Here is an 8,583-nt window from a genome sequence, read left to right as displayed (position 1 = left end):
ACAACGCGGCGCTGCCGAAGATCACCGACTTCTGGACCCGGCTGGGCTCCGACGAACGCCTGTACGCCAAGTACAAGGCCATGGACCCGGCCAGGCTGGACCCCGAGCAGCGCCAGGCCCTGAAGAACGCCATCCGCAACTTCGTGCTGGGCGGCGCCGAGCTGCAGGGCGCGGCCAAGGAGCGCTTCGCGCAGATCCAGGAGCGCCAGGCCGAACTGAGCCAGAAGTTCAGCGAGAACGCCTTGGACGCCACCGACTCCTTCGCGTACTACGCGAGCCCGGATGAGCTCGCCGGTGTTCCGGGCGACGTGGTCCAGGCCGCCCGAGCCGCGGCCCAGGCCGAGGGCAAGGAAGGCTGCAAGCTCACGCTGAAGATGCCCAGCTACCTGCCGGTCATGCAGTTCGCGCACAACCGGGAACTGCGCCAGCGCCTGTACCGCGCCTACGTCACGCGCGCCAGCGACCAGGCACCGGAAGAGTTCCGCAAGTTCGACAACACGGCCAACATCCGCGAGATCCTGGCGCTGCGGCTGGAGGAAGCCCGGCTGCTGGGCTACCGCAACTTCGGCGAGGTGTCGGTCGTGCCAAAGATGGCCGAGTCGCCCGAGCAGGTGATCCGGTTCCTGCGCGAGCTCGCGTCCAAGGCGCGGCCGCACGCCGAGAAGGACGTGGCGGACATGCGCGCCTTCGCGGCAGAGAAGCTGGGCATCGCCGACCCGCAGCCATGGGACTGGAGCTACATCGGCGAGAAGCTCAAGGAAGACCGCTACGCCTTCAGCGAGCAGGAGGTCAAGCAGTACTTCACGGCGCCCAAGGTGCTGGCCGGCCTGTTCAAGATCGTCGAGACGCTGTTCGAGGTGGCGATCCGGCGCGACGAGGCGCCGACCTGGAACCCGCGCGTGGAGTTCTACCGGATCGAGCGCGACGGCGAGCTGGTCGGCCAGTTCTACCTCGACCCCGCGGCGCGCAACGGCAAGCGCGGGGGCGCGTGGATGGACGACGTGCGCGCCCGCTGGGCCCGGCCGGACGACGGCCGGCTGCAGACGCCGGTGGCACACCTGGTCTGCAACTTCGCCGACGGCGTGGACGGCAAGCCGCCGCTGCTTACGCACGACGACGTGATCACGCTGTTCCACGAGTCCGGCCATGGCCTTCACCACATGCTGACGCGCGTGAAGGAGCGCGACGTGTCCGGCATCAGCGGCGTGGAATGGGACGCGGTGGAGCTGCCCAGCCAGTTCATGGAGAACTTCTGCTGGGAGTGGGCGGTGCTGCGCCACATGACGGCGCACGTGGACACCGGCGAGCCGCTGCCGCGCGAACTGTTCGACCGGATGCTGGCGGCGCGCAACTTCCAGAGCGGCCTGGCCACCCTGCGCCAGATCGAGTTCGCGCTGTACGACATGCTGCTGCACACCGAGCACGACCCGGCCGGCGACTTCATGGCCCTGCTGCGCAAGGTCCGCGCCGAGGTGGCCGTGCTGCCCTCGCCCGAGTTCAGCCGCACGCCGCACACCTTCAGCCACATCTTCGCGGGCGGCTACGCGGCCGGCTACTACAGCTACAAGTGGGCCGAGGTGCTGTCGGCCGACGCCTATGCCGCCTTCGAGGAGACGGCGGCGCCCGACGGCATGCCCAGCGTGGAAACCGGGCGCCGGTACCGGCAGGCCATCTTGGAGACGGGCGGCAGCCGGCCGGCGATGGAGTCGTTCAAGGCCTTCCGTGGCCGCGAACCCACACTCGATGCCCTGTTACGCCATCAAGGCATGGCGTGACATCGGTCACACAAGGAAAATCGGCGGGATGACCCCCGCCCCCCTTGCCCTCCGACTGGCAGCGCTCGCGCTGGCGCTGGCCGCCGGCGCCGCCGGCGCCCAGCAGGTCTACCGCATCGTGGGCCCCGACGGACGGGTGACCTTCTCCGACAAGCCACCTGCGGATGTCACCGCCAAGGTGGAACCGGCGTCGGCGGCCGCTGTCTCCGCGGCCACCAACGGCAATGCCGCCCTGCCCTTCGAGTTGCGCCAGGCGGCCAGCCGCTATCCGGTGACGCTCTACACCGGCCCCAACTGCGCGCCCTGCGCCTCGGGGCGCACGTACCTGTCGCAGCGCGGCATTCCGTTCAGCGAGAAGACGGTCACGACGGCCGAGGACATCGCCGCCCTGGATCGCCTGAGCGGCGGCGCGGCGGCGCTGCCGCTGGTGACCGTCGGCTCGCAGCAGCTCAAGGGCTTTTCCGAAGCGGAGTGGTCGCAGTTCCTGGACGCCGCCGGCTACCCGCGCACCTCGCGCCTGCCCAATGGCTGGCGGCAGCCGGCGGCGACACCGCTGGTGGTGGCCCAGCCCCTGCGGGCGGCCGCGCCGACCGCCGCCGCCGAACCGGCCCCTGCAGCACCGGCGCCCAGGCCGGCCCTGCCGGCAGGCAGCAACCCGGCCGGCATCATCTTCTAGAACTGCAGCGTCTTCACGCCCGCGGCCGTGCCCAGCAGGCACACGGCCGCCTTCTGGTGGGCGAAGACGCCCACCGTGACCACGCCCGGCCACTGGTTCACTTCGCTTTCGAAGGCCAGCGGATCCTCCAGCCGCAGCCCCGCCACGTCCAGGATGTGCTGGCCGTTGTCGGTGAGCAGCGGCGCGCCGTCCTTCAGGCGCAGGCGGGCCTGGCCGCCCATGGCGGCGAACTGGCGCGCGACGCGCGCCGCCGCCATCGGGATCACCTCCACCGGCACCGGGAATGCGCCGAGCGCGGACACCAGCTTGGATTCGTCGGCGATGCAGACGAAGCGGCGCGACTGGGCGGCCACGATCTTCTCGCGCGTGAGCGCCGCCCCGCCGCCCTTGATCATGTAGCCGCGGCCGTCGATCTCGTCAGCGCCGTCGATGTAGACCGAGAGTTCCTCGACTTCGTTTGCGTCGAACACCGGCACGCCGATGGCGCGCAGGCGCTCGGTGGAGGCCAGCGAGCTGGAGACGGCGCCGCGGATGCGGTCCTTCATGCCGGCCAGGGCCTCGATGAACTTGTTGACGGTGGAACCGGTGCCCACCCCGACGATCTCGCCCGGCACCACGTACTGCAGTGCGGCCTGGCCCACCAGGGCCTTCAGTTCATCCTGGGTCACGCGACAATCCCCGGCTGTTGCATCGAGAAGAATTATCCATGCCCCTGCTGCCCTACTCGCTCGCGCGGCCCTTCCTGTTCGGGCTGGACCCCGAAGCCGCACACGACCTCACCATGGAATCGCTGGCCCGCCTGCAGGGCACGCCGCTGTCATGGGCCTGGTGCGCGGGGCTGGTGGACGACCCGGTCGAACTCGCCGGGCTGAAGTTTCCCAATCGCGTCGGCCTGGCCGCCGGGCTGGACAAGAACGCCCGCGCGATCGACGGCCTGGGCGCCATGGGGTTCGGCTTCGTCGAGGTCGGCACGGTCACGCCCAAGCCGCAGCCGGGCAACCCCAAGCCGCGCATGTTCCGCCTGCCGCAGGCAAATGCGCTGATCAACCGGCTCGGTTTCAACAACGACGGCCTGGACGCCTTCGTCGCCAACGTGCAGCGTTCTTCGTTCCGGCGCAAGGGCCGCATCCTGGGCCTGAACATCGGCAAGAACGCCGCAACGCCGATCGAATCGGCCACCCAGGACTACCTGCTCGGGCTGGCCGGCGTCTACCCGCATGCCGACTACGTGACGGTCAACATCTCCAGCCCGAACACCAGGAACCTGCGCTCGCTGCAATCCGACGAGGCGCTGGACGCGTTGCTGGGTGCGCTGGCGGCGCGGCGCGAGGAACTGGCGCGCGAGCACGGTCGGCGCGTGCCGCTGTTCGTGAAGATCGCGCCCGACCTGGACGAGGCCCAGGTCGGCGTCATCGCCGCGACCTTGCGCCGGCATGGCATGGACGGCGTGATTGCCACCAACACCACGCTTTCGCGCGAGGCGGTGAAGGGCCTGCCGCATGCCGAGGAAGCCGGCGGCCTGAGCGGGGCGCCGGTGCTGGCGGCCAGCAACCGGGTGATCGCGCAGCTGCGCGCCGCGCTGGGACCGGGCTACCCCATCATCGGCGTGGGCGGCATCCTCAGCGGCGAGGACGCCGTGAGCAAGGTGCGCGCCGGAGCCGACGTGGTGCAGATCTACACCGGGCTGATCTACAAGGGCCCGGGGCTGGTGCGCGAGGTTGCGCAAGCCTTGAAGCAGCTTCCCCGCGCGTAGCCGCCACGGCGCTCAGCGCCGGGCCAGGAAGTTGATCCGCATCTGGCGCACGAAGCGCGCGCCGTCGTCGCCCACGTGGCGCTGGAAATGCTCGCGCACCTGGCGTTCCAGTTCAGGGGCGAGGCGGTGGTCGGCATGCGTCGCCAGCACGATCCGGCCCTCGAAGTCGGCCCAGTCCCTGAAGTGCAGTGGCGTGTCGAACACCACTTCCTGCTCCCAGGCCAGCACGCCCTGCTCGGCGGCCCGTTGCAGTGCGGCGTAGGCGGCGGCCCGCACCTCGCCCTCGTCGTGGAAGCGCTTGACGAGCTCGTTGAACTCGCCGGCATAGACCGGCTCGCTCACGTAGAGCCAGCCACCCGGCACCAGCACGCGCGCGATCTCGCGCAGGGCCTGGTCCATCAGCGGCATGGGCACGTGGTGCAGCGACTTGAGCATCATGACGCCGTCGCAACAGGCGTCGGGCAGCGGGATGGCCTCGGCGCCGCCAGCCGCGAAGCGCAGGCCGGGGAACGGCGGCGCCGCGAGGTTCGCGGCGTGCTGCCGCTCGTCGACCTCGAAGCCGGTGACCTCGGCCGCGCCGTGCTGCTCGAGCAGGCGGCGCGCCAGTTCGGCCTTGCCGCAGCCCAGTTCGACGATGCGCGCCCCCACCAGCGGCAGGTGCTGCGCCATGAAGGCGGCTTCGTCGGTCACCAGGCCGGCGTCGAGAACGGCGCTCATCCGGCCTTCTCCTCCTGCAGCATCGCGCGGGCGCGGTCGATGATCGGCTTGTCGACCAGCTTGCCGTCCACCCGCACGGCGTCGTGGCCGGCGGACTCCGCGGCCTCCATCACCCGGCGCGCCCATTCGAGCTCGGCCGCCGGTGGGCGGAAGCCGGCCTGGATCGCGGCCACCTGCTTCGGATGGATGCACAGCTTGCCGCCGAAACCGAGGCGCCGCGCGCGCTCGACGTCGGCCCGCAGCACGGATTCGTCGTCGATCGCCACCGTCACGCCGTCCACGGGCGGCAGCACGCCCGCCACGCGCGAGGCGAGCACCAGTTGCGAGCGCGCGTAGAGCAGCTCCTCGCCGTCGCCCTGGATGGACAGGTCGAGCTGGAAATCGACGGAGCCGAAGGCCAGGCGCTGCACGCCAGGCACGGAGGCCAGCTCGCGCGCGTTCCACAGCCCGACGGCCGTCTCGACCAGCGGCACCAGCGGGGTGCCGGGCCGCATGCGCTGCACGAGCGACTGCAGTTCCTGCGCCCGTTCCGCCTTGGGCAGCAGCACCCCTGCCACGCCGGGGAGTTCCAGCAGCGCGAGGTCGGCGGCGTGCCAGGGCGTGTCGGTGCCGTTCAGGCGCAGCCACGCGCGGCCGCCCTGCGCCAGCCAGCCGCGCACGGCCTCGCGCGCGGCGTCCTTGCCGGCCGGAGCCACGGCGTCCTCCAGGTCCAGGATGACGGCATCCGCGCCCGCGGCGCAGGCCTTGTCGAAACGCTCCGGCCGGTTACCGGGCACGAACAGGAACGACTTCTCGCTCATGACGAAAGGGACTCCTCGAGTTGGACACGACGGCGCGCGGAGCGGTGCGACAGCCATAGCCAGCCCGCACACGCGACGGCCGGCAGGGCGAGGCCGGCGTACGCGAGCCCGAAGCCGGCGCCGTGCTCGGCCGCCAGGCCGAACAGCGGCGGCGACACCAGCACGCCGAAATAGGTGAAGGCCAGCGAGCCGCCGGTGGCCTCGACGGCGCGGCCGGCTGGCGCGCGGCGCGCGACCTCGGCCAGGTACACACCGTTCCACGAAATCGCGGTGGCGCCGAACCAGGCGCAGGCCACCGCCACCAGCACCGGCGGCCAGCTCGCGTCGAAGGCGCCGGTCGCCAGCGCCCCCACGGCCATGCCGCCGCCGAGGAACGCGAGCACGCCCACCGGCTTGCGCGTGCGGTCCGCGAGCGCGCCCCAGCCGATGCGCGATACGACCCCCGCGGCCTGCGCCGCCGACATCATGAAGCCGGCCTGCACCAGGCTGTAGCCGAGGCTGCCGGTGAGATAGGTGACGAGGTAGGTCACCAGGCACAGCTGCAGCGACGAATAGACGAAGGACATGAACGCCAGCCGCCGCACGTCCGGCGTGGTGAGCACCACGCGCAGCGGCCCCGCCAGGCTGCCGAAGTGGATGCGCCGGCCAGGTTCCCGGTCGCCGTCGAGCGACTCGCGGAGCGGTTGGGCCGCCAGCGCCACCAGCACGCAGGCGGCGGCGACCACGCCCAGCGCGCCGCGCCAGCTGGCGGCGATCACGAGCGCCGGCACCAACGCGCCGGCGGCCACGCCGCCCAGGGGCACGCCCGTCTGCTTGACCGAGAACACCAGCGACATCGCCTGCGGCGACGTGGTGCGCGCCAGCACGTGCGAGCTGGCCGGCGTCATGGGCCCGTAGCCCAGGCCCATGAACACCGCGCTGGCGGCGAAGAAGCCGAGCGTGCCGCCCGCCGCCAGCAGCGAGGCGATGGCGCACAGCAGCAGGCACAGCTGGCTCACGCGGATGGCGCCGAGCCGGCGGATCAGGTCGCCGCAGGCCAGGCTGGCCAGCATGCTGGCGCCGTAGGCCAGCGCGATGTACAGGCCCACGTAGGCGGCCGGCACGCCGACGTCGCGCGCCGCCGCCGGGGCGAGCACGGGCACGGTGAGCAGGGCCATGGAGCCGAGCATCTGCACGGCCAGCGTCGTGGCCAGGGATTTGAAGGTCTCGCCCATGGGGTACTACAGCGGCCCGGTGCGCAGGGACATCGAATACGAGAAGCGGTCGGCGGGATGCACGTTGACGGCCACTTCGAGCAGGCGGCCGGAGGCGGCGTAGTAGTGGCGCGTGACGACCAGGCCGGCGCTGCCGCTGGGCACGTTCAGCTCCTTCGCCTCGTCCGGCCCGATGACCTTGGCGTCGATCCGTTGCTTCACCTCGGCCACGCGTTCGCCGTACTGGCGCTCGATCAGCGTGTACACCGGCAGGCCGGGCGTGCCGAGGAGGTCCTTGATGCCCGCATAGGCCGCATTCACGTAGATGTAGGTGAGCGCCATCGGCTCCTTGCTGCGCGTCACGTAGCGGAAGCCGCGGGCGTGCAGCCAGCGCTGCCCGGCGGGGCAGGCCAGCAGTTCGGACAGGTCGCCCTGCGCGATCACGTCCTTCAGCTCCCGGACCACCAGCCGCGTCTCCTCGACGTACTGCGGCAGGTCGGTCAGCGAGGCGGTGGACTGCGTGTAGCGGGCGCGCGGCTCGAGCGAGGTGACGGTGGTGCCGATGCCGCGCTGCCGGGCCACCAGGCCGCGCTCGATCAACAGCCGCATCGCCTCGCGCACGGTGTGCCGGCTGACGCCGAACTGCGTGCACAGCGTGGTCTCGGGCGGCAGCAGGTCGCCCACGCCGTAGCGGCCGCGGCGGATGTCATCGATCAGCGCCTGCGCCACCAGCACGTACTGGGGCTGCGTCGCGACGACGTCCGCACTGGGTACTGCACTCATAACACGCCGGATTCTGCCAAAGCCTCGATTTCTCCGTCGTCGTAGCCGAGCTCGGCGAGCAGCTCGCGCGTGTGCTCGCCCATCTTCGGCGCGATCCCCACGCGCGGTTCGGATTGCGGCGAGCGGATCGGGCACGCGAGCGTGCGGATGGTGCCGCGCGCCGGGTGCGGCGCTTCCATGATGCGGCCCTGCTCGTGCGCGAACGGGTTCTCCAGCGCCTGCGCCACGTCGTACACCGGCGCCACCGGCACCTTGCCGGCGAGCCGCGCGATCCACTCCTGCGTCGTCGCGGTGCCGAACACGGCGTCCATGTCGGCGGTGAGCTGCTCGCGGTTCTCCAGGCGCGACTTGTAGTCGCAGTAGTCGGGGTGCTCGGACCACTCCGGCATGCCGATGGCCTCGGCCAGCACGCGCCAGAACTTCTCCTTGTTGCACATCACGAAGATCCAGCCGTCCTTGGTGCGGTACAGCTGGCTGGGCGTGAGCGAGGGGTGCGCCGACCGCGGCTCGCGCTGGACCACCTTGCCTTCGTTCAGGTACCAGGCGCCGACGTAGTTGAGGTTGTTCATCGCCACGTCATACAGGCTGACGTCGATGTCGCGGCCGGTGCCGGTCGCGCGCGCGTCGATGACGCCCGCCAGCAGCCCCAGCGCCGCGGTCACGCCGGTCATCATGTCGATGATCGACAGGCCCATGCGGGCCGGCGGGCCGTCCGGCTCGCCCGTCAGCGACAGGTAACCCGACTCGGCCTGCATCAGGTAGTCGTAGCCGGGCCAGTTCGCGCGCGAGCCGGTGCGCCCGTATGCCGAAAGGTGGCCGCACACGATGCGCGGGTTCACGTCCTTCAGCGCGTCGTAGGTCAGCCCCAGCTTGGCGGGCAGGTCGC

General features: G+C 71.3%; 9 protein-coding genes. 3 read left to right on the top strand and 6 right to left on the bottom strand.

Annotation, left to right across the window (positions count from 1 at the left end):
• Together VEC03_RS09320 and VEC03_RS09315 are read left to right on the top strand one after the other, a co-directional pair.
• A partial coding sequence (locus VEC03_RS09320) for a M3 family metallopeptidase (protein WP_324914589.1) occupies positions 1-1,775 on the top strand: 1,775 nt, incomplete at its 5' end.
• 28 nt (positions 1,776-1,803) lie between these two features.
• Positions 1,804-2,451, top strand: coding sequence for a glutaredoxin family protein (locus tag VEC03_RS09315; RefSeq protein ID WP_324914588.1), 648 nt, complete (start codon positions 1,804-1,806; stop codon positions 2,449-2,451).
• On the opposite strand, the gene rpiA is transcribed toward VEC03_RS09315, so the two are convergent.
• Positions 2,448-3,119 carry a ribose-5-phosphate isomerase RpiA gene (gene rpiA, locus VEC03_RS09310; RefSeq protein ID WP_324914586.1) on the bottom strand — a complete coding sequence of 224 codons (672 nt, stop codon included), beginning with the start codon at positions 3,117-3,119 and terminating at the stop codon, positions 2,448-2,450. The genes VEC03_RS09315 and rpiA overlap by 4 nt on opposite strands.
• A 38-nt stretch (positions 3,120-3,157) precedes the next feature.
• Between rpiA and VEC03_RS09305 the strand changes: the two genes are divergently transcribed.
• Entirely contained in the window at positions 3,158-4,204 is a 1,047-nt protein-coding gene (locus tag VEC03_RS09305; RefSeq protein WP_324914585.1) for a quinone-dependent dihydroorotate dehydrogenase, read from the top strand.
• Positions 4,205-4,216: 12 nt separating this feature from the next.
• On the opposite strand, the gene VEC03_RS09300 is transcribed toward VEC03_RS09305, so the two are convergent.
• The 5 genes from VEC03_RS09300 to VEC03_RS09280 form a co-directional block, all read right to left on the bottom strand.
• Positions 4,217-4,921: a class I SAM-dependent methyltransferase gene (locus tag VEC03_RS09300; RefSeq protein WP_324914584.1), complete on the bottom strand. Its 705-nt coding sequence runs from the start codon at positions 4,919-4,921 to the stop codon at positions 4,217-4,219.
• Positions 4,918-5,721 (bottom strand): CoA ester lyase, encoded by an 804-nt coding sequence (locus VEC03_RS09295; RefSeq protein WP_324914582.1) that lies wholly within the window; start codon positions 5,719-5,721, stop codon positions 4,918-4,920. Before VEC03_RS09295 ends, VEC03_RS09300 begins: the two co-directional genes overlap by 4 nt.
• Positions 5,718-6,935, bottom strand: coding sequence for an MFS transporter (locus tag VEC03_RS09290; protein WP_324914580.1), 1,218 nt, complete (start codon positions 6,933-6,935; stop codon positions 5,718-5,720). The genes VEC03_RS09295 and VEC03_RS09290 overlap by 4 nt, the downstream gene beginning before the upstream one ends.
• A gap of 6 nt (positions 6,936-6,941) precedes the next feature.
• Complete coding sequence (locus tag VEC03_RS09285) at positions 6,942-7,697, bottom strand: GntR family transcriptional regulator (RefSeq protein ID WP_324914578.1); 756 nt, start codon at positions 7,695-7,697, stop codon at positions 6,942-6,944.
• On the bottom strand, positions 7,694-8,583 hold an 890-nt coding region (locus VEC03_RS09280), incomplete at its 5' end, for a CaiB/BaiF CoA-transferase family protein (protein WP_324914576.1). The genes VEC03_RS09285 and VEC03_RS09280, both read right to left, overlap by 4 nt.

It is taken from the genome of Ramlibacter sp. (assembly GCF_035627355.1).
In the GTDB taxonomy this organism is placed as follows: domain Bacteria; phylum Pseudomonadota; class Gammaproteobacteria; order Burkholderiales; family Burkholderiaceae_C; genus Ramlibacter.
The sequence above is the reverse complement of the archived record's forward strand: the minus strand, read 5'-3'. Positions and strand labels throughout refer to the sequence as shown.

Bases quoted from the DNA above. Each gene is read 5' to 3' on its own strand.
- VEC03_RS09305 (WP_324914585.1), top strand. From the start codon at position 3,158: ATGCCCCTGCTGCCCTACTCGCTCGCGCGGCCCTTCCTGTTCGGGCTG.
- VEC03_RS09315 (WP_324914588.1), top strand. From the start codon at position 1,804: ATGACCCCCGCCCCCCTTGCCCTCCGACTGGCAGCGCTCGCGCTGGCG.
- VEC03_RS09295 (WP_324914582.1), bottom strand. From the start codon at position 5,721: ATGAGCGAGAAGTCGTTCCTGTTCGTGCCCGGTAACCGGCCGGAGCGT.
- VEC03_RS09290 (WP_324914580.1), bottom strand. From the start codon at position 6,935: ATGGGCGAGACCTTCAAATCCCTGGCCACGACGCTGGCCGTGCAGATG.
- VEC03_RS09285 (WP_324914578.1), bottom strand. From the start codon at position 7,697: ATGAGTGCAGTACCCAGTGCGGACGTCGTCGCGACGCAGCCCCAGTAC.
- VEC03_RS09300 (WP_324914584.1), bottom strand. From the start codon at position 4,921: ATGAGCGCCGTTCTCGACGCCGGCCTGGTGACCGACGAAGCCGCCTTC.